Genomic DNA, 19,587 nt, shown 5'->3' with positions numbered 1-19,587 from the left:
ACCGTCACGCCGACCCCGGCGGCGACGACGGCCACGGTCTGCAAGCGCGGCACCGCCGCCACGAAGCTGTCGGCCAAGAAGTGGGCCGTGGAGATCCACCGCAGCAGCGGGACCATCCCGGACGCCACGCTCACCTGCTACCTGAAGCTGATCAGCAAGTCGAGCAAGGTGTTCCCCGAGCTGACGAAGGCGTCGTCGCTGGGCAAGGCGTACCGCGTGCTGAAGAACGCCAAGACCGGCAAGGCCAGGCTCGACAGCGCGCTGCTGACGTCCTGGCTGAACTGGGCGCACGGCACGAACGGCACCAAGATCCTGACCGCCGCCGAGAAGGTGCGGATGAGCAGCAAGCCGTCCACGGCCGCGCTGAAGAAGGCCACGAACAACGTCCTCAAAACCGGCAAATAGCGAGATATACGAAAAAGGCCGGTCACTTCTGACCGGCCTTTTCTCTTCCGCCGCTTTAAAGCAAAAAAGCCTCCAACGTTTCTCTGAACTACATACGTCACTGACATCACAGTTGTCGCAGGTGGGGATGTATGCGGCTGTAAGCAGCCGGGAGCCGGAAGCGCTTCACGGCTCCAGCCTCCGGGAGGAAACAAGTGAGGCTACGGTCTCTGCTGGTCGGCGCCACGACGCTGGCCTTGACAACCGCCGCGCTCTACGCGGCCCCGGCACTCCAAGCCGACACCGCTGACACCGGCGACCCGGTCATCAGCCCCGCACTCGTCTCGGAGATCCAAGCGAAGAGCCGGGTCCGGTCCATCATCCAGCTCAAGCCAGGCCAGAGCGTTCAGGCCGTGGCCAGCGACCTGGAGCAGGCCTCCGAGGGCAGCCGCGTCCTGGAGGCGGCCCAGTCGGAGCACTTCTTCGTCGCCGAGGTCGACGGCCGCACGCTGGACAAGCTCAAGAAGGACGCCCGCGTCCAGGCCGTCTACAAGGACGAGCTGAGCATGCCCTTTCTCGACGCCAGCACCGCCCTGATCCGCTCGGACCGGGCGAACCAGGCCGGCTGGAACGGTACGGGCACCACCGTCGCCGTGCTCGACACGGGAATCGACCGCGACCATCCGTTCTTCGCGGGCCGGATCGCGGACGAGGCCTGCTTCTCCTCCTCCGACGCCAGCGACGGCACCGTCTCGCTCTGCCCGAACAGCCAGCCCAGCCAGACGGGCCCCGGCGCGGCCGACGCCGAGACCACGCAGTGCGTCGTCAACGGCACCAACGCCTGCTCGCACGGCTCGCACGTGGCGGGCATCGCGGCCGGCAGGATGGTCGCGGGGGCGCCCGCCAGCGGCGTCGCCCCCGAGGCCCGGCTGCTGCCGATCCAGGTCTTCAGCCGCGTGGACAACCCGCTGACCTGCGCGCTCGGTGGCACCACCGCGCCCTGCTTCCTCAGCTACACCTCGGACCAGAAGCTGGCGCTGGAGTACGTGGCGCGGGTGGTCAGGACGCACAACGTCGCCGCGGTCAACATGAGCCTCGGCGGCGGCCGGCCATGGGAGGAGGCGTGCGACGCCGACCCGACCGCGGCGGCGGTGAAGCCGGAGTTCGACACGCTGGTGGGCCTGGGGGTGGCCCCGGTGGTCGCGGCCGGCAACAGCGCCTACCCGAACGCCGTCTCCGTACCCGCCTGCATCTCCACGGCCATCACGGTGGGGGCCACGGACGACTCCGACGCGCTCGCCGCGTTCACGAACCGGGGGTCGCTGCTCGACCTGTTCGCGCCGGGCGTGGGCATCAGCGCCTCGATCCCGGACGACGCCTACGGGGACAAGAGCGGCACCTCGATGTCCGCGCCGCACGTGGCGGGGGCGTTCGCGCTGATGCGGCAGGCGTACCCGGAGTTCACGGTCGCGCAGAGCCTGCAGCGGCTGCGGGACACCGGCACGCCCGTCCAGTTCGACGCCTCCGGAACGCCGATGATCACACCGCGCATCGACCTGGAACGTGCCACCACCGCCGCCCGCACCACCACGAACCCCCGAGCCTGACGGGACCCTGAAGGGGGGCCGGGACCACCGGCCCCCTTTCCCATGCCCGCGTGCGATGCCGGTCAGAACAACGGGTGCAGCCGGAACGCGACGGAAACACGCCGCCCACCCCGACGGCCGATCGTCAGGGTGGGCGTCGTCGCGCTAGGCGCTGAAGCTGCCTGACACGGGCGGGATGTGCGAGCCCGTGGGGTTGTCCCAGGTGGTCAGCTCCTGCACCTCGATGGAGAAGACGACGACCTGGCCGGTGGCGGCCTGGGCGGGCAGGGCGGTGCCCAGCAGCCCGAAGGCGGCGACGGCGCCGGCGAGAGCGGCGGCGGTCCTGTGACGAGGCATCATGCGGTGCTCCTGACTGTTCCTAGAAGGGCAACAGAAGGGCAACAGAAGGGCGGCCGGGGGCGGAGTCGCGAGGATCCGCCCCCGGCTTGGGCCTTCGCTAGAGGATGGCGAGGTCGAAGCTGCCGATGGCGGGCCTCTCCTGCTGGTAGATGCGGACGGTGACACCGCTGGGGTCGTCCCCGCAGGCGTCGCCCGGCCCGTGGGCGCTGATGGTCCGGTCGTCGTGGCGCAGGGTCGCCACGATGGCTGAGGTGGCGGGGTCGATCTCGGGGGTGAAGCGGACGCAGTAGGTGCCGGTGCTGATCATTTCCGACGAGACGACGTTCTGGCCGGCCAGCAGGCTGCCGTCCACGTCCACCCGGGCCCAGGCTTGGGCGTAGTAGGAGTCGGCGAGGGCGGCGGCGGGTGCGAACAGGCTGGCTGCTGCGAGTGCTGCTGCGATGCGAATACAGATCCTGGTGTTGATCACTGTCTTCCCTTTCATCCTCTTGCTCGCGGTGGGGCGTTACTGGCCGATGTGGTGCCTGTCAGGGGATGAAGAGGTAGAACGCGCCGTCGATCTTGGCGCCGGACGGATTGCTGATGACGACGCGCACGGTCTGGGCCGCGCTGCTGCAGTAGCCGCTGAGCCCGAGGTAGGCGCCCGCCATCTTGCCGGGATCGATGGGGGTGACGCTGACGACCGCGGTGGTCAGATCGATCTTGTCGCTGACCTTGACGCAGTAGTACCCGGCCTGGGGCTTGCTGACCGAGACGATGTTCTTGCCGTGCGCGAGGGCACCGCCGGCGTAGACGTACCCGGCGGCTCGCGCGTAGGGAGCGAAGGTGTCGGCGTGGGCGACGGTGCTCGGCAGGGCGACGGCGGCCAGGGCGAGCGCCGCACCGGCGAGCAGGCATTGGCGAGTGAGACGGGGCATGCGGCGTTCCTCCGGTGATCGGACGGATGGTGAACGTGCCTGACGGCCGCCGGACGGGGATTTCGGCCGGTCAGGTTCCCCGTCCCGTGTGCGCCCACCCTTGAGCCATCACTGAACGTATCCGTATGATCACTTTAAGTGACGTAGCGTGAGAGTAAGGTCACCCTGTCTTGTGACACAGAAGTTCAAGCATGTGTGGAGACTCCCCCGTACCCGTCGTGGCCTTCCCCGCCGCCCAGCCCGGCGTGGGCGGTCCCGAGCAGCCGATCGCCGCACACTCCGGCCACACCGAACAAGAACCGATAACGGAACCCACCACCCCCTCTGACATCAGTTGTCCGATTACTACACTTCTGTCGACAAAGCCCCCCGACCCCCGGAGGAACAGTTGAGACTCTCGTCTCTGCTGGCCGGCGCCATCGCGTTAGCCGCCACCTCGGCAGCGCTGGTGGCCACACCCGCCCTCGCCGACCCCGAGTCCAAGATCGACCCCACGATCACCGAGAGCGGCGAACACCGCGCCATCGTCCGCGTACGGCAGCCGGCCCAGGTGAAGTCCGTCCAGGCCGGCGCGGAGCAGGTCGATCAGGACCGGAAGAACGTCAACGCGGAGCCGCCCTCCGAGGTGGCGGGCAAGCTGGACTTCTTCGTCTACCGCGGCACCCGCGCGGAGCTGGAGCAGATCGCCGAGCAGTCCGACGTGGTCTCGATCCGCAAGGACAAGCTGAACGAGCCGGCGCTCGTGGAGAGCATCCCGCTGATCGGCGCCGACCGGGCCCACCGGTCCGGCTACACCGGCAAGGGCACGGCGGTGGCGATCCTGGACTCCGGCATCGACAACGACCACCCCGCCTTCGGCAACCGCATCGTGGCCCAGGCCTGCTTCTCGGCCGCCGACCCGGTCGACGGCTCCACGCCGCTGTGCCCGAACGGCAGCCAGTTCCAGATCGGCGACGGCGCGGCCAACGCCGAGACGGAGGCGTGCATGACGGGCGCCCCCCAGCCGCAGTACGGCCTGTGCTACCACGGGACGCACGTGGCCGGGATCGCGGCGGGCCAGCGCACCGCGGAGTTCGCGGCCAACGGCGTCGCCCCGAAGGCCCGGATCGTGCCGGTGCAGGTGTTCAGCCGCTTCGACAACTCGCCGTACTGCTCGGGCCGCCCGGTCTGCATCCTGGCGTACGACTCCTCGGTCCTTACCGGCATGGCCTACGCCGACCTGCTGGCCGACCAGTACAACATCGCCTCGGTGAACCTCAGCCTGGGCGGGGGCCAGTACGACACGGCCTGCGACACCGGCGACGGGGCCGACTTCAAGGCCGAGGTCGACAAGCTCCAGGCCAAGGGCACCGCGACGGTGGTGGCCTCGGGCAACAACGGCTTCGACGCCGCGGTGTCGTGGCCGGCGTGCGTCTCCAACACGATCGCGGTGGGCGCCACGGACAAGCAGGACGCGGTGGCGAGCTTCTCGAACCGGGGGACGCTGCTGGACGTGTACGCGCCGGGCGTGGCCATCACGGCGGCGATCGCGGGCAACACGTACGCGGCCCTGAACGGCACGTCGATGGCCACCCCGCACGTCGCGGGCGCGCTGGCACTGCTGCACCAGAAGCGACCGCGCGCGACGGTGGACCAGCTGCTGGCGTCGCTGCAGCGTACGGGGAAGCCGATCACCTATGTGAGCGCGGGCACGAACGTCACGACCCCACGCATCGACGTCTGGTCGGCCCTTCGCGGCCGGTAGGTAGGTAGGTAGCCCTCAGTCCACCTACCCGTTACCTGATTTCGGGGTGGGCCGACAGGAGCCCATCCCGAATCGCTACTCGAGGTGCCGAGCGAAGAACTGCAGCGCATGATCCGTTTCATACGCCGGGATCCCCCCGTGATCACCCGGGTTGGCGTGCAGCGTCTTGTCGCCCGAACCCAGAGCCTCGAACAGCGCCAAGGCCTGATCCCGAGGCACCCGCGTGTCATCCCATTGGACCAGGAACTGCACCGGCACGGTGACCCGAGCGGCGGCCCCGCCCAGCCCGTGGACGCCGAGCAGGCCCAGCACCGCGGCGCGGACCCGAGGTTCGGCGGCGATCAACTGCACGCCGAGCCCACAGCCCATCGACACACCCCAGTACCCGACCGGCCCCACCCCCACGTGGTCGAGCCCTTGGACGGCGGTCACCACCGCCTGCCAGTCGTCGACGGCCTGTCCGGCGAGCAGGTCGTGCATGGCCGCGACCAGCTCGGCCGGATCCTCTCCGGCGGCCATGCGGGCCCGCATGTCGCCGGCGAACTGGACGAACCGTTCGTCTTTCGGCCGGTCGCCGTGGTTAGGGGCATCGATCGCGACGACGGCGAAACCCCCGTCTGTGGCGAACCGGTACGCCCCGGCCAGTACGCCAGGGGCCTTCTTGTGCTGGCCGCCGCCGTGCCCCATCAGGATCAGCGGGCGGGGGCCGGTGGCGCCTCGCGGCGTGAACAGAACGCCGGGGATGTCGCCGAGGGAAAAGGACTGTTCGGTGACGCCGTCGGTCGACGTCTCAGAGGTCACGCTGAAGCGCATAGCGTTGCAAAGCCTTTCGGGATGCCTTGTGCGGGCGCTCCCTAGACCATGCACGCGAGGGAGCCCCGACCTGTCACAGCGTTGATCGGTCTCACCTCCTCCAGTCGTGGTGCCGTACGAACGGCGCCGCCGAAGATATCACAGACCTCCCCGGCCCACACGCCGGGCAATTCCCCTTCCGCCTCCGATCGGCCGGCGCACGATCCCTTCATCGATGACGGGCCGCATACATCGGCGACGCGGCCGGCCGGAAGATGGACCGCCTCGCCCTGGTGCCGTTCACACCGAATGGGCCACTTCGGACCGATCCATACCAGCACCCTCTCTCGTACGATGAGGGACGTGCACGGCCTTCTCCGCTCCGTGTGGGATGAGCCCCGTCCGCCCCACGCCCCCCGCCGGTTGTGGCGGGACTGGCTGCTCGTCGGGCTGCTCGCCGTCGCCGTCGTGCTCGAAGGAGCCCTGCGGACGGACCTCCAGTGGCGGCCGTTCTCGGCGATCTTCGCCGCGGTGATGCTGCCCACGCTGTTATGGCGCCGTACGAGGCCGCTCCTCGCCCTGGCCGTCCCCGTCGTCACCTCGAGCGTGATCCAGCTCCTCACCGGCGCCGATCCGGCCGAGATGTCCGCGTCGGCCTACCTGCTGATCCTCCTGTACGCGCTGTCCCGCTGGGGGTCGGGCCGCGAGGCGCTGCTCGGGCTCGGGCTGATCAGCGCCGCGATCGTCTCCGCCGTGGTCGCCGGGCACATCGTCTCCGCCGACATCGTCGGCGCGTTCACCGTCGTCTTCGCGGCGTTCGCGCTGGGCGGCACCTTCCGTTACCGGGCCAGGGCCAGGATGCGGGAGCTCGATCAGGTCAAGCTGCTCGAACGCGAGCAACTGGCCCGCGACCTGCACGACACCGTCGCCCATCACGTCTCCGCGATGGCGATCCGCGCCCAGGCGGGCATCGCGACGGCGGCCTCCAGCCCTGACGCCGCCGTCGACGCGCTGCGGGTGATCGAGGCCGAGGCCTCGCGTACGCTCACCGAGATGCGCGCCATGGTCCGCCTCCTGCGCCGGGACCAGCCGCCGGAGCAGGCCGAGCTGGCGCCGAACCCGCACCTCGACGATCTCCGGCAGCTCGCCGGGCAGACCCGCGTCGGGCCGTCCGTGAACGTGGAGATCGACGGGGACCTCGACGGCGTTCCGGCGTCCGTCGGGGCCGCGATCTACCGGATCGCGCAGGAGTCGGTCACGAACGCCAGGCGGCACGCCAAGCACGCCACCAGGATCGAGGTCCGCGTGGCGGCCGACGACACCTGCGTGCGCCTGCGCGTGAGCGACGACGGTGACAGCACCGCCGCCCGTACGGCCGTCTCCCCCGGGTACGGCCTGCTGGGCATGATCGAACGCGCCGACCTGCTGGGCGGCACCTGCGAGGCGGGCCCCAACCCCGGCCGCGGCTGGACCGTGACCGCCGAACTGCCCCGAACGGGGGCCGCCACATGACCACGAACGGGACGAGCGGAAGCGGCCACATGACCACGAACGCGACCGACGGCAGCGGCCACACGACCACGAGCGCGACGGAGGGCGGGGCCGGCCCGGCGCCGGAGGCCGACATCCGGGTGATCGTGGCCGACGACCAGGAGATCGCCCGTACCGGCCTGCGGATGATCCTCGACGCCCAGCCCGGCATCGAGGTGGTCGCCGAGGCCGGAGACGGCGTGCGGGCGGTCGAGCTGGCCCAGCGCCTGCGGCCGGACGTCTGCCTGTTCGACATCCGCATGCCGCGCTGCGACGGCATCGAGGCCACCCGCCGACTAGCCGGGCCCGACGTGGCCGACCCCATCGCCGTCGTCGTCATCACCACGTTCGACCTGGACGAGTACGTCTACTCGGCGCTCCGGGCGGGGGCCCGCGGCTTCCTGCTCAAGGATGCCGGCCCCGACCTGCTCTCCCAGGCGATCCGCGCCGCCGCCGCCGGTGACGCGCTCATCGCCCCCAGCATCACCGCCCGCCTGCTCGCCTCGTTCGCGGGCACCGGCCCCGCTCAGCCCCGGGTGCAACCGATCGAGCCGCTCACCGAGCGGGAGGAGCAGATCCTGGTCACCGTGGCGCGCGGCCGGACCAACAGCGAGATCGCCGACGAGCTGCACATCTCACTGAGCACGGTCAAGAGCCACGTCGCCAGCCTGATGACCAAGCTCGGCGTCCGCAACCGGGTCGAGATCGCCATGTGGGCGTACGAGACCAACCGCGTCCGGCACTGACCGGCCCCCGGGGCGACGCCCCCTGCGGATGATCCATTCGGCCACGACGACGTTGATGACCCAGGCCGCACCCAGGAGCAGCGACCTGGTGAGGTGGTCGGGCGGGCCGTAGATCGCCAGCCAGATCGCCTGGGTCACCGCCTGCGTACCGGCGCCGAGGGCGATCGCGTACGCGCGCATCATCCAGGCGCGGTGGCGGCGGACGTCCCGGCGGAGGATGGCGGCGAGCCCGAGCACGATCGAGACCAGCATGGCCGTCCCGAACACCAGCCGGAACGCGCCGAGCAACCCCTCGTCACCGGGCGGGAGCGCGGAGAACAGCGTCATCCACAATCCCGACAGCGCCGCCGCCAGCCCGCACCCGACCAGGATCCGTCCGGCGCGGCGATGCCACCCGGGCCTGCGCCGCCGGAACCGGGGCGCGAACTGGAACGCCCCGAGCACGCTGTAGACGCTGACCGCCACGATGTGCACCAGCACCGGTACGGGCGAGGCGACGAACCGGGCGTTGGCCGCCGTGATCTCGGCCCCGCCGACCAGCTCGGTCATGCGGACGGCGCCGGCCACCACCGGGACGAAGCTGAGCACGATCAACCCGGTCGGCACGAACCACCCCGCCCTGGAGCCCCGGGCCGCGCGGGCCTCGGGTCGGGCCCGGGCCGCGCGGGGCGCGGGACGGGACACCTGAGCGCCGGAAGGTCGGGGGGTCGTGCTCTCGCCGCTGCTCATGCTCTCGTCGCTGCTCATGCCCCGATGGTGACCGCCGCGCCCCCGCCGCCTCATCGCCCCAACGGCCCGAACCGGATGGGCCGATCAGCCAGGCGAAAGCTCGTACTTTCGGCCGTTGAGCCTTCCCCCAGGTCATGCCCACACTGATGCCCGTCGGCACAGCTTCAAGCAGCAGCCACCGGAATGAGGAGAGACTGCCATGAAAGCGTTCGTCCTACGGTCGTACGGCTCCCCCGACGCCCTCGAGCTCACCGACGTCGACAGGCCCGCACCCGCCCCGGGCGAGGTGCTGGTACGGGTCCGCGCCACCAACGTCCAGCCCTGGGACTGGCACCTCATGCGAGGCGAGCCGTACGTGGCCCGCGTGATGCCCGGCGGCCTCGGCCTGCGCAAGCCGAAGATCACCATCCTGGGCACGGACGTGGCCGGGGTCGTGGAGGCGGTCGGGAAGGGGGTGACGGAGTTCGGGCCCGGCGACGAGGTGTTCGGGATGCCGCCCAAGGGAGGCGCTCTCGCCGAGTACGTCTGCGTAGCGGAGAGCGAGGTGGCGCCCAAGCCGGAGAACCTGTCGTTCGAGCAGGCGGCGGCGGTGCCGCTGGCCGCCATCACGGCCCTGCTCGGCGTGCGCGACCACGGCCGGATCAGGCCGGACCACCGGGTCCTGGTCAACGGGGCCTCGGGCGGCGTGGGGACGTTCGCGGTGCAGCTGGCCAAGGCGTACGGCGCGCACGTCACCGGCGTGTGCAGCAGCCGGAACGTGGACCTGGTCCGGTCCCTCGGCGCGGACGAGGTGATCGACTACACGAAGGAGGACTTCACCCGCGGCGGCCGGCCCTACGACGTGATCATCTACAACGCGGGCACCCGCTCGTTCTCGGAGTGCCGGCGCGTGCTGAAGCGGAAGGGGATCTGCGTCCTCGTCGGCGGTTCGGCCAGCCGATGGCTGCAGCCGGCCGGCCGCATCTTCGCCACGCTCGCCATGTCGGCGTTCGTCCCCCAGAAGGCGGCGATGGCGGACGTGGTCGGCAACAAGGAGACCAGGCGGAACCTGATCGAGCTGACCGACCTCATCGAGGACGGCAAGGTCACCCCGGTGGTCGACCGCACGTACCCGTTCGAGGACGTCCCGGCGGCGCTCAGGTATTCGGAGGAGGGCCACGCCCCGGGCAAGATCGTCATCACGATGTGACGGGCGCGTACAGCTCCTCGACGCCGACCAGGCGGACATCCCCGGGAAGCTCCGCCTGGAACCCGGCCCCGCTGTAGCAGGCCAGCACGGTCTCGCTGGTGTCGTACCCCTTCACCGACAACAGGTCCCGCACCCGCCGCAGCCGCTCCACGTGCTTGCCCGTCATGACCTTGTCCCACTTGACCTCCCCCAGCGACAGAACCCGGCGCCGCTCGCCGTGCTCCTCCTGCGCGAGCACGGCGACGTCCACCTGGATCTGCGTCCGGTTGTGCGGATCGGCCACCGTGCCCGCCGCCACCGTGCCGGGCAGCTCGCCGAACACATCGGCCTCCGCGGACAACGCCCATTCCCTGCAGACGGCCTCGAAGTGCGGCCCGACGACCTGCGACAGAAAAGTGGCACGGGAGTTGCGCCACGCCGCTTCCGGCTGGCCGCGTTCGAGCCGGGTCCACTCGCGGCGCATCACGGCCTCGTAGAAGACGATCAGCGGCTCGCAGATGCGGAAGACCGACTGCCCCTTCCTGAACGCGTCCGCCTCACGCGTGATCAGTTGCGAATCCTCGAGGACCGCCAGGGGATGCCCGATGTCCGGAGATTTCCGCCCGATGTGGTTGGCGATGCCCCCGCGCGTGGCGTTCCCCGAGGCGATGGCTCCGAGCACCGCGTGGTAGACGGCCGTGTCCCGGATATCCGCCTCTTCCGCCAGCAGGTAGCGGGCCTCACGGAACAGCGGGATCTGCGGATTGAGCACGGTACGCAGGACCCAGTCGTCGAAGTCGTCCATCGACTCCGGGGCATCGCCCGCCACGAATTCCCGCCGGTAGGCCGGCGTGCCTCCGACGATGGAGTGGACCAGCACCGCGAGCCGCGGATCCGTGATCCCCCAGAACCTGGCAGCGGCCTGGTAGTCCAGTGGCCTGACCACCAGTTCCAGGCTGGCCCGCCCGCGCAGGGGCGCGTTGCCCGCCAGCAGGCGGCCCATCACTCCCAAGGCCGAGCCGCACAGCAGCAGACGCGACTTCTTGCCCCGCGCGTAACCGCGCGGATCGAGAGCGAACTGGATCAGTGACGGCAGCGAAGGGGACGCCTTGATCAGATAAGGGAACTCGTCGATCACGATGAGCCCGTCCGGGACGTCGATGAACAGCCGCTCCAGAGCTTCGTGCCAGTCGGCGAACGCGTATCGCCCGCCGCCGGTGTGTGCGGCCAGGGCCCTGCCGAAGCGGGCCAGCGCTTCGACTTCCGTCTCGTCCGTGGCGGTGAAGAAGAACCCGCCGACCTCCCGCACCAGGGCGTCGAGCAGGAACGTCTTTCCCTGCCTGCGCCTGCCGCTCACGATGCCGAGCCGCACATCCGCGCTCGGTGAGGTGGCGAACCGGACCAGCCCGGCCCATTCGCGTTCGCGGTCGAAGACATGGGCGGGCTTGAGCACGGATTTCACAGTAGAAGTATACAGCTAAGGTCTATACACCTTAGCTGTATACCCCTAAGCGCATTTCGAATTGTGTCGCTTAGGGTGGCTTCTATGGACGCAGGCAAGGCGATCTTCGAAACCGTCGACAAGCTTCGCCAGCGGCGCACGGCCCCGCTGGTGCTGGAGCTCGATCTCACAGAGGGCCTCACCGAGGGGCCGCCGGCGGATCCGCTCGCCGCCGTGCTGTCCATGCGCAAGACGCGGCTGGCCGACGTCCTGTCCGGGCTCAAGCGGGCCAGGCAGGATCCCCGGGTCAAGGCGCTGGTCGTGAAGATCGGCGGCAACCCGCTGGGGCTGGCCATGGCGCAGGAGTTGCGGCAGGCCGTGATCCAGTTCCGGGCCTCGGGCAAGCTGACCGTCGCGTTCGGCGAGACGTTCGGGGAGTTCGGCGGCGGCACCGTGCCCTACTACCTGGCCACCGCCTTCGAGCGGCTCTACCTGCAGCCGAGCGGTGACGTCGGGCTGACGGGCGTGGCGCTGGAGCAGCGCTTCGTCAAGGGCGCGCTGGGCAAGCTGGGCGTCGGCTACGAGGTGGGCCAGCGGCACGAGTACAAGACCGCGGCCAACACCTTCACCCAGGACCACATGACCGACCCGCACCGCGAGTCCATGGCCCGGATCGTCGAGTCGGTCACCGAGAGCCTCGTCGCGGGCATCGCCGACGGCCGCCGGCTGGATCCGGGCAAGGTGCGCGAGCTGATCGACCGCGGCCCGTTCACCGCCACCGAGGCGGAGGAGGCCGGGCTGGTCGACGGCCTGGCCTACCGGGACGAGGTCTACGACGAGGTCAAGCGGGCCGCGGGCGAGGAGGCCCACCTGCTGTACGTCTCCCGCTACGCCCGGAGCGCGGCCGTGCGCAAGCTGCCGCAGCCGATGGCCGACGGGGTGGCGCTCGTCCACGGCATCGGCATGATCAGGACCGGCCGCAGCGGGCGCAGCCCGCTCGGCGGGAGCGGGGCGATGGGCTCCGACACGATCAGCGCCGCGCTCCGCGCCGCCAGGCGGGACGACCACGTCAAGGCCGTGGTGTTCCGGGTCGACAGCCCCGGCGGCTCGTACGTGGCCAGCGACACGGTCTGGCGCGAGGTGACGCTGACGCGCAAGGTCAAGCCGGTGATCGTGTCCATGGGCGACCTCGCCGCCTCCGGCGGCTACTTCATCTCGATGGCCGCCGACGTGATCGTGGCCCAGCCGGGCACGCTGACGGGCTCGATCGGCGTGTACGGCGGCAAGCCCGTCCTTTCCGAAATGCTCGAAAAGATCGGCGTAAATTCGGAAATGGTGTCGGAGGGCGCCAACGCCGGCATGTTCTCCACCTCCCGCGGCTTCTCCCCCGAGCAGTGGGACCGGGTGAACGCCTGGCTCGACCGCATCTACGACGACTTCGTGGGCAAGGTGGCCAAGAGCCGCGACCTCACCCGCGACCGCGCCCACGAGCTGGCCCGCGGCCGCGTCTGGACGGGCGCCGACGCCCACGCCGGCGGGCTGGTGGACGAGTTGGGCGGCCTGGAGGACGCGCTGGCCCTGGCCAGGAAGCGGGCCGGCCTGGCCGACGACGCCCCGGTGCGTACGTATCCGCGGCTCAACCCGCTCGAACGCCTGCGCGGCCCCGAGTCGAGCGAGGACAAGTCCGCGGCGCTGGCCCGGATCCGGCTGGACGCCTGGGGGCCGCTCGCCCGCCTGTCGGCCGAGCTGGGCCTGCCCGCCGCCGGCCCGCTGATCCTGCCCGAGTGGTACGTCATCCGCTAGGCCAGTGCCCCGGGCTCAGGAGGCTCAGGAGGTGGCGGTCGAGCGGTAGCGGCCGCGCAGGCGTACCAGGGGCTGGCGGGAGGGGTCGACGTAGGCGACCGCCAGCACGGCGGCGATGAAGATCGTGTGATCGCCGGCCGGGACCACCTTGGTGGTCTCGGCCTCGATCGCGGCCACCCCGCCCTCGATCACGAGGGCCTCGGTGTGCGCGCCCCGGTGGTGCGGGGTGCCGGCCACCAGCAGGCGGGCGCTCGGCCGGCCGGCGGTGGCGAAGCGGCTGGCGACGGCGGCCTGGCCCGACGACAGCAGGGAGGCGGCCCAGCGGTCCTGCCGGAGCAGGACCTCGTTGAGATAGCCGCGGCTGGCCAGGCTCACCAGCACCAGCGGCGGCTCCAGCGAGACGGACATCAGGGCGGACACCGTGGTGCCCAGGTCGTCGCGCCCGTCCCGCGCGGTCACGACGGCCACCCCCGCCGCCAGCTGGGCCATCGCCTCCGTGAAGAGCTCACTCATGGCGAAGGATCCCTGGTGGGGGCAGAGCGGGGCGAGGGCCTCCAGGGGATGGAGACCCTCGCGGGAGCGCCCTGTGTCAGCCCAGGCCGTTGGTGGTCAGCCATTCCTTGGCCACGGTCGCGGGCTCGTCCTTGTTGACGGAGATCTTCTGCATCATCTCCAGCAGGGACTCCGTCGTCAGCTTCGCCGAGATGCCGTTCAGGGTGGTCCTGATCGTGTCGTTGGCGGAGGCCTTGTGCAGCAGCGGGGTCACGTTCTGGGCGGGGAAGATGTTCTTGGTGTCCTGCAGCGGCACCAGGTTGTTCGCCGTCATCTTCGGGTCGGTGGTGAAGACGTTGCCGACCTGGATGGAGCCGTCCTTGATCGCGTCAGCCGTGGTCGGGCCCGTGGGCTTCCACTCCTTGAACTCCAGGCCGTAGACCTCCTTGAAGCGCGCCTCCCACCGCTTCTTGAACTCGGGCGGCCCGCCGACGGTCATGGTCTTGGAGACCTTGGCCAGGTCCTCGATCGAGTTCAGCGACTGCTTGGTCTGCGTGTCCTTGGAGATGGACAGGCTGTCCTTGTCCTCGGCCGGCGAGGAGTCGAGGACTTCCAGCTCGGCGGGCAGCTTCTCCTTCAGCGCCGTGTTCACCTCGTCGGTGGTCGCGGCGGTGGCCTTCAGGTCGACGAAGGCGAGCAGGTTGCCGTTGTACTCGGGGACGATGGTCAGCCCGCCGCCCTTGACCTGGTCGTAGACGGCCTCGCGGCTGCCGATGCGCGGCTTCTCCTCCACCTGCACCCCCTTGGCCTCCAGTGCCTGGGCGTAGATCGAGGCGAGCAGCACGCTCTCGTCGAAGTCGAAGGAGCCGACGACGGCCTTACCTCCAGCGGCCGAAGCCGAGCCGGTGGGAGCCGCGCTCGTCGTGTCGAGCGGGTTGCCCCCGGTGCCGCCACCGCCACCACCACAGGCGGCCAGCGTGAGCATCGCCGAAAGGAGGACTCCCGCGATGCCGTACTTGCGTCTCATCTTGCTTTTTCCCTTCTAACCGGGAGGTAATACAGGAGACTATCGGACCTTCAGTCGCTGGCTCACCCCCGGAGAGACCGTCACTCTCTGGACGAGCGCGAACAAGACCTGCACCACGAGCGCGAACAGCACAATCAGTACTGAACCGCCGACGACGCTCGCGTAATCCTTGGTCGCGAAACCGTCGATCACATACCGGCCGAGGCCACCGAGCCCGGTGTAGGCGGCGACCGTGGTGGTGGCCACGACCTGGATGGCCGACAACCGGCAGCCGAGCAGGATCAGCGGCAGCGCGACCGGCACCAGCACCCGCCCGAGCACCTGGCCGCCGCGCAGGCCCATCCCGTACGCGGCGTCGCGCAGCTCCGGGTCGACCCCCTTGATGCCCTCGAACGTGTTGACCAGGATCGGCGGCACCGACAGCAGCACCAGCGGGATGATCACCGGCCAGATCGACGACGTGCCCAGCAGCAGCACGAACATCACCAGCAGGCCCAGCGTGGGCAGCGCCCTGGCCAGGTTCGCGGAGATGACCACGACCAGCTCGCCGCGGCCGGTGTGCCCGATCAGCAGGCCCAGCGGCACGGCGATCAGCACCGCCAGCAGCAGCGCCAGGGCCGAGAACTCCAGGTGTTCCAGCAGGCGCGCGGGGATGCCGCCGGGGCCCGACCAGTTCTCGCCGGTGCCGAAGAACTCGCCGAGCCAGCCGAGGAAGTCGGTCAGCCAGCTCACGACGCCGCTCCCTTCCGTGCGCGTACCCAGGGGGTGAGCAGCCGCTGCGCCAGGACCAGCAGCCCGTCGGCGACCAGCGCCAGCGCCACGATCAGCACGATGCCGACGATCACCGGCGGCATGAACGGGTTCTGGTACGCCCGCGTGAACAGCCCGCCGAGCCCGCCCTGCCCGATCAGCGCGCCCACGCTGACCAGGCTGATGCTGGAGACCGCGACCACCCGCAGCCCGGCCAGCACGACGGGGACGGCGATCGGCAGCTCGACCAGCAGCAGCCGGCGCAGCGGCGTGAAGCCCATGGCGACGGCCGACTGGCGTACGTGGTCGGGCACCGAGTTCAGCCCGTCCACCACGGCCGGGATCAGCACGGCCATGCCGTAGAAGGTCAGCGGGATGATCACCGTGGTCTGCGAGAGCCCGGTCACCGAGATCAGCAGCATGAAGACCGGCAGCGACGGGAGCGCGTACACGACGTTCATGAGGCCCGAGGTGGGCTGGTAGAGCCAGCGCCAGCGCACGGAGGCCAGGCCCAGCGGGAGCGCGATGACCAACGCGAGCACGATCGGCACGAGCGACATCGTGAGGTGGTCGGTGAGCAGGTTCCTGATGCTGTCGACCCGCCCGGTGTCCCAGTTGCGCCCGATCCACTCCCAGATGGAAGGAGGACCATCACCCATCTGCCGCCTCCGCCAGCGCCTCGTCGAGTGCCTCTCTGGTGGCCACACCGACGACCTTGCCGTCCTCGTCCACGGCCACGGCACAGCCGGACGGCGACAGCAGCGCCGCGTCGAGGGCCGTGCGCATGGTGTCGCGGCCGTGCACGAACGTGCCGTACGGCTCCAGCTCGCCGCCCCCGGCCCCGGTCCGCCAGCCGACCGGCCGGCCGTCGCCGGTGACGACCAGCAGCCACGGCTCGGCCGAGCCGTCGCCGGAACCCTCGGGGACGGTCAGGTCCGTACGCAGCCGCAGCCCCCCGGTGGAGATGAACTGCAGGCGCCTGATCCCCCGGTCGTGCCCGAGGAACTCGCGCACGAAGTCGTCGGCCGGCTCCGACAGCAGCGTCTTCGGGTCGGCGAGCTGCGCCAGCCGACCGCCCACCCGCAGCACCGCCACGCGGTCGCCGAGCTTGATCGCCTCGTCGATGTCGTGGGTGACGAACACGATGGTCTTGTTCAGCTCGCTCTGCAGCCTGAGCAGCTCGTCCTGGAGGCTGGTGCGCACGATGGGGTCCACGGCGCTGAACGGCTCGTCCATGAGCAGCACGGGCGGGTCGGCGGCCAGCGCCCTGGCCACGCCCACGCGCTGCTGCTGCCCGCCGGAGAGCTGGAACGGGTAGCGCCCGGCGAAGGCCGGGTCGAGCCCGACGCGCTCCAGCAGCTCCATGGCCCTGGCGCGGGCCTTCTTCCGGTCCCAGCCGAGCAGGTAGGGCACGGTGGCGATGTTGTCGACGATCTTCCGGTGCGGGAAGAGGCCGGCCTGCTGGATGACGTATCCGATGCCGCGCCGCAGCGTCGGCGGGTCGATGCCCTGCACCGGCACGCCGTCGAGCAGGATCTGCCCCTCCGACGCGTCGATCATGCGGTTGATCATCCGCAGTGAGGTCGTCTTCCCGCAGCCGGAAGGCCCGACGAGCACGGTGATCTCACCCGTGGGCGCCTCAAGGCTGAGGTGGTCCACGGCGACCGTTCCGTCCGGATAGCGTTTGGTGACAGACTCGAATGTGATCACGCGCGAACTCTCGCTTCGGGCTCCAGGTGGCAGGGCCGCAGCCCCCCTGCCACGACCGCCGCATGATCTCTTGAACCCACAGACTACGGCGATCCCGACCGCCGTGTCCCCCCGGGCATTCCTTAAACGCTTCACTTGACGTTTCCGATTGATCTGCAGATTCACATGAAAATCCGCATCTGGTAGTGCGCCGGACCATCGTGTGTTGGCATGATTACCCTCACCATTCCTGACGCATCAGCTCACAACTTCCTGACGCGCCCCCTCACCCTCAGCGTCCGCAAACTGCAAGAGGATCCGGCCCCGTGTCTCAGCCGCTCACCGATCAGCGCCAACGCGCCGACCTGATCGCAGAGCTCTACGACCTCTATGCCGCCGGGCTGTTCGCGTACTGCGCTGACCAGCTCGGTGACCTCGGCTCGGCCTCCGACGTCCTGGTTTCCGTGCTCACCAGCGTCCCGGCCGCCGCGCCGCCCCGCGCCGCTCTCTACGCCTTCGCCCGCCGCGAGATCCACCGGCGGGACATCGTCTACTCTCCCCCCGCCGTCGATCCGCTCATCGACCCGGCCACGGCACTCGTCGAGCGCTCCCTGCGCGAGCTGCGCCCCCACCAGCGCGAGGTGCTGGTGCTGTGCGCGGTCTGCGGTCTGAGCAAGGCCGAGCTGGCCTGGGTGCTGGACGTCGCGCCGGACACCGCCGAGGAGCTGGCGGTGGGGGCGGGGCACAGCTTCAGGCAGTCGCTGGGTGCGGCGCTGGCCTCGACCGGGGTCCGCGTGCCCAAGCCGGTGGCGGACGTGTACGGCGCGCTGCGGGTCTCACCGCTGCCGGACGTGCTCGGGCGGCTGCCCTGGCCGCTGCCGCCGGCCGCGCTGCGCATCCACTTCGCGGGCTCCCGTACGGCGGCGCCCGGGCCGCTGTTCGTCAAGCCCCGCTGGCCCAGCCCGCCGATCTGGCCGCAGCCGCTGGCGGAGTCCGACCCGGCGACCAGCACGGTGATCTTCCCGGCCGAGCTGCTGACGCCGCCCCAGCCGTCGCGGGTCGCCGAGCACGAGGCGACCACGGCCCCGATGCCCAAGCTCCGCGACGGGCTGTCGCTGCCGAGGGACGTGCTCGACCCGGCCCTGCCGCTGCGCGACCCGCTGGGCTCGACCCGGGCCTTCAAGAACCCGCCGGCCAGCGCCCAGGAGCGGCCGTTCTTCATGGCGGCGCCGGAGGCCACGGGGGCCGAGCCGTTCGCGACGGGCGACGTGATCCTGCCGAAGGACGCGCCGGACCCGTACATGACCGGCGACGTCCTCGTCCACAAGGGCCCGGCCCGCCCCCTCCCCCCGCTGGAGCGGGTCGAGCGCCGTCCCGCGGCGCCCCGGCCCAAGCCCGCGCCGGAGGAGTTCCGGCGGCCGCCGTCGCTGTGGAAGAGCGGATCGGTGTCCCGGACGGAGGAGCCCGTCCGCGAGCCCGCGGCCCCGCTGTTCCAGCCGCGCTCGAAGGCCGCCCCCAAGGGGGCCCCCAAGGCCGCTCCCCGGGTCACCGAGGCCGCCGAGGTCCCCGAGGCCGATCCCGTCACCGAGCCCGTCTACCGGCTCCCGGAGCTGGAGAAGAGGCTCTCCGAGGCGGACGCGCGACCCGATCCGTCGTCCTCGATGCTGGCCCCGCGCCCGGTGCGCGCCCGGCCCGCCCCCAAGCGGCGCCCGGAGACGGGCCGCCCGCAGAAGGTGCGCCGCCGCCAGGACCGCCACTACGACTGGGTGTGGGAGCTGATCGGGTTCCTGCTCTGCGTGGCGATCGCGATGATCGTGTTCTTCTCCATGCCGATCTTCGTGGACCCGTGACCGGCCTCGCGTGAACGGCGCTCGCGGCGCGTGCCGCGAGCGCCGGGCATCTGTCACATTCCTCCGCCCCCGTCCGTCATGGCAGTGACCCATGAAACCGGGACCCCTTCGGAGGACACGATGGAACCACGTATGAAGCACCCCGCCTTCGTCCTGCCCGACGCCGTGCAGGCCCTGAACGCGCTCGGCAGGAGCATCGCCACCGGCGGGGTGTCCAAGCAGCTCCTCGACCTGGTCTACCTGCGCGCGAGCCAGATCAACGGCTGCAGCGTCTGCCTGGAGATGCACGGCAGCGACCTGAAGAAGAACGGCGAGAGCGACGAGCGGATCTGGACGGTGGCGGGCTGGCGCGACGCCCCCTACTTCACCGACGCCGAGCGCGCCGCGCTCGCCCTGACCGAGGCGGTCACCCGGCTCAGCGACCGGTCGGACCCGGTGCCCGACGAGGTGTGGGACGAGGCGGCCGACCACTTCAGCGAGACCGAGCTGGCCGCGCTGCTCCTGGGCATCGGCACGATCAACATCTGGAACCGGCTCAACGCCGCCACCCGCCAGGTGGCCGGCGCCTGGAAGGGCTGA

20 protein-coding genes are annotated in these 19,587 nt (G+C 70.6%); 9 read left to right on the top strand and 11 right to left on the bottom strand.

What is annotated here, in order from left to right; genetic code table 11:
• Together ACTWPW_RS46760 and ACTWPW_RS46755 are read left to right on the top strand one after the other, a co-directional pair.
• The coding region (locus ACTWPW_RS46760; RefSeq protein ID WP_443172535.1) for a hypothetical protein at positions 1-405 on the top strand (405 nt) is incomplete at its 5' end.
• 194 nt (positions 406-599) lie between these two features.
• Positions 600-1,991 (top strand): S8 family peptidase, encoded by a 1,392-nt coding sequence (locus ACTWPW_RS46755; protein WP_375111475.1) that lies wholly within the window; start codon positions 600-602, stop codon positions 1,989-1,991.
• Between the two features lie 144 nt (positions 1,992-2,135).
• Here ACTWPW_RS46755 and ACTWPW_RS46750 read toward each other — a convergent pair whose 3' ends face one another.
• The 3 genes from ACTWPW_RS46750 to ACTWPW_RS46740 form a co-directional block, all read right to left on the bottom strand.
• On the bottom strand, positions 2,136-2,330 hold the full coding sequence (locus ACTWPW_RS46750) for a hypothetical protein (RefSeq protein ID WP_443172534.1): 195 nt from the start codon (positions 2,328-2,330) through the stop codon (positions 2,136-2,138).
• A 97-nt stretch (positions 2,331-2,427) separates the two neighbouring features.
• Entirely contained in the window at positions 2,428-2,799 is a 372-nt protein-coding gene (locus ACTWPW_RS46745; protein ID WP_375111477.1) for a hypothetical protein, read from the bottom strand.
• 58 nt (positions 2,800-2,857) lie between these two features.
• The gene (locus ACTWPW_RS46740; protein WP_375111478.1) at positions 2,858-3,247 is read right to left on the bottom strand and encodes a hypothetical protein; all 390 of its coding nucleotides are present in this window, start codon (positions 3,245-3,247) and stop codon (positions 2,858-2,860) included.
• A 388-nt stretch (positions 3,248-3,635) separates the two neighbouring features.
• Between ACTWPW_RS46740 and ACTWPW_RS46735 the strand changes: the two genes are divergently transcribed.
• A complete protein-coding gene (locus ACTWPW_RS46735) occupies positions 3,636-4,991 on the top strand; it encodes a S8 family peptidase (protein WP_375111479.1) in 1,356 nt (451 codons plus the stop codon).
• Positions 4,992-5,066: 75 nt separating this feature from the next.
• Here ACTWPW_RS46735 and ACTWPW_RS46730 read toward each other — a convergent pair whose 3' ends face one another.
• Positions 5,067-5,804, bottom strand: coding sequence for a dienelactone hydrolase family protein (locus tag ACTWPW_RS46730; RefSeq protein ID WP_375111480.1), 738 nt, complete (start codon positions 5,802-5,804; stop codon positions 5,067-5,069).
• 342 nt (positions 5,805-6,146) lie between these two features.
• On the opposite strand from ACTWPW_RS46730, the gene ACTWPW_RS46725 reads away from it, so the two are divergent.
• Together ACTWPW_RS46725 and ACTWPW_RS46720 are read left to right on the top strand one after the other, a co-directional pair.
• Complete coding sequence (locus ACTWPW_RS46725) at positions 6,147-7,295, top strand: sensor histidine kinase (RefSeq protein ID WP_443172533.1); 1,149 nt, start codon at positions 6,147-6,149, stop codon at positions 7,293-7,295.
• A gap of 119 nt (positions 7,296-7,414) precedes the next feature.
• A complete protein-coding gene (locus tag ACTWPW_RS46720; protein ID WP_375111525.1) occupies positions 7,415-8,059 on the top strand; it encodes a response regulator in 645 nt (214 codons plus the stop codon).
• On the opposite strand, the gene ACTWPW_RS46715 is transcribed toward ACTWPW_RS46720, so the two are convergent.
• Positions 7,949-8,806 carry a DUF2306 domain-containing protein gene (locus ACTWPW_RS46715; protein WP_443172532.1) on the bottom strand — a complete coding sequence of 286 codons (858 nt, stop codon included), beginning with the start codon at positions 8,804-8,806 and terminating at the stop codon, positions 7,949-7,951. The two genes, ACTWPW_RS46720 and ACTWPW_RS46715, sit on opposite strands and share 111 nt — an antisense overlap.
• Positions 8,807-8,987: 181 nt before the next feature.
• On the opposite strand from ACTWPW_RS46715, the gene ACTWPW_RS46710 reads away from it, so the two are divergent.
• Positions 8,988-9,977, top strand: a complete 990-nt coding sequence (locus ACTWPW_RS46710) for an NAD(P)-dependent alcohol dehydrogenase (protein ID WP_443172531.1) — start codon at positions 8,988-8,990, stop codon at positions 9,975-9,977.
• Here ACTWPW_RS46710 and ACTWPW_RS46705 read toward each other — a convergent pair.
• Positions 9,967-11,418 carry an AAA family ATPase gene (locus ACTWPW_RS46705; RefSeq protein WP_443172530.1) on the bottom strand — a complete coding sequence of 484 codons (1,452 nt, stop codon included), beginning with the start codon at positions 11,416-11,418 and terminating at the stop codon, positions 9,967-9,969. The two genes, ACTWPW_RS46710 and ACTWPW_RS46705, sit on opposite strands and share 11 nt — an antisense overlap.
• 84 nt (positions 11,419-11,502) lie before the next feature.
• On the opposite strand from ACTWPW_RS46705, the gene sppA reads away from it, so the two are divergent.
• The gene (gene sppA / locus ACTWPW_RS46700) at positions 11,503-13,200 is read left to right on the top strand and encodes a signal peptide peptidase SppA (RefSeq protein ID WP_375111485.1); all 1,698 of its coding nucleotides are present in this window, start codon (positions 11,503-11,505) and stop codon (positions 13,198-13,200) included.
• A gap of 24 nt (positions 13,201-13,224) precedes the next feature.
• Here the strand turns inward: sppA and ACTWPW_RS46695 are convergent, their stop codons facing one another.
• From ACTWPW_RS46695 to ACTWPW_RS46675, 5 genes are all read right to left on the bottom strand, one after another.
• Positions 13,225-13,713 carry a flavin reductase family protein gene (locus ACTWPW_RS46695; protein WP_364117732.1) on the bottom strand — a complete coding sequence of 163 codons (489 nt, stop codon included), beginning with the start codon at positions 13,711-13,713 and terminating at the stop codon, positions 13,225-13,227.
• A 76-nt stretch (positions 13,714-13,789) separates the two neighbouring features.
• Complete coding sequence (locus ACTWPW_RS46690; protein WP_375111487.1) at positions 13,790-14,719, bottom strand: ABC transporter substrate-binding protein; 930 nt, start codon at positions 14,717-14,719, stop codon at positions 13,790-13,792.
• Between the two features lie 39 nt (positions 14,720-14,758).
• Positions 14,759-15,451 (bottom strand): ABC transporter permease, encoded by a 693-nt coding sequence (locus ACTWPW_RS46685; RefSeq protein ID WP_364117729.1) that lies wholly within the window; start codon positions 15,449-15,451, stop codon positions 14,759-14,761.
• Positions 15,448-16,128 carry an ABC transporter permease gene (locus ACTWPW_RS46680; RefSeq protein WP_364117727.1) on the bottom strand — a complete coding sequence of 227 codons (681 nt, stop codon included), beginning with the start codon at positions 16,126-16,128 and terminating at the stop codon, positions 15,448-15,450. Before ACTWPW_RS46680 ends, ACTWPW_RS46685 begins: the two co-directional genes overlap by 4 nt.
• Positions 16,121-17,179 carry an ABC transporter ATP-binding protein gene (locus ACTWPW_RS46675; protein ID WP_443172529.1) on the bottom strand — a complete coding sequence of 353 codons (1,059 nt, stop codon included), beginning with the start codon at positions 17,177-17,179 and terminating at the stop codon, positions 16,121-16,123. The genes ACTWPW_RS46680 and ACTWPW_RS46675 overlap by 8 nt, the downstream gene beginning before the upstream one ends.
• Positions 17,180-17,484: 305 nt before the next feature.
• Between ACTWPW_RS46675 and ACTWPW_RS46670 the strand changes: the two genes are divergently transcribed.
• Positions 17,485-19,008, top strand: a complete 1,524-nt coding sequence (locus ACTWPW_RS46670; protein WP_443172528.1) for a hypothetical protein — start codon at positions 17,485-17,487, stop codon at positions 19,006-19,008.
• 132 nt (positions 19,009-19,140) lie between these two features.
• Positions 19,141-19,587, top strand: coding sequence for a carboxymuconolactone decarboxylase family protein (locus ACTWPW_RS46665; RefSeq protein ID WP_375111491.1), 447 nt, complete (start codon positions 19,141-19,143; stop codon positions 19,585-19,587).

Origin of the sequence: Nonomuraea sp. KM90, assembly GCF_052246675.1 — a bacterium.
Classification (GTDB): Bacteria; Actinomycetota; Actinomycetes; order Streptosporangiales; family Streptosporangiaceae; genus Nonomuraea.
Note: the sequence above shows the minus strand (reverse complement) of the source record. Positions and strands in the feature narration are given on the sequence as shown.